This window comes from Pseudomonas sp. AC463, assembly GCF_979253585.1.
Genome location: NZ_CEEDDZ010000423.1, coordinates 1 through 299, shown reverse-complemented (window position 1 = coordinate 299; position 299 = coordinate 1). Strand labels below are relative to the sequence as shown.

The window sequence follows — 299 nt, the reverse complement described above, 5'->3', positions numbered from 1 at the left end:
CCGCACCACCGTGCCAACGTAGGGGTCGCAGATCAGACGCTTGGCGGAGATCGCGACGATCGCCACCATTATCAGCGCGGCCGTGGCCGTACCCAGCAGCGCGGTCGAGCTCTGGGTCCCGGTCAGGGCCAGTGCCGTCGTCGCGACCGGTATCGCGGCCAGCGTGACATAGGTGACGAACAACACGTCGAACTTGCGGCGGATCGGTGCGTCGGCGCGGAACCAGGCGATCATCTCAACATCTCCTTGATCTGGAGCGACCCGGTGCGGAACGTCAGCAACCGGGAGGCCTATTCTCG

1 protein-coding gene is annotated in these 299 nt (G+C 65.6%); it reads right to left on the bottom strand.

Translation table 11 applies throughout. The features are described from left to right. Positions 1 to 234: hypothetical protein (locus AC0IYH_RS30815; RefSeq protein WP_471837973.1), on the bottom strand; the 234-nt coding region annotated here is incomplete at its 3' end. Positions 235 to 299: the final 65 nt, after the last annotated feature.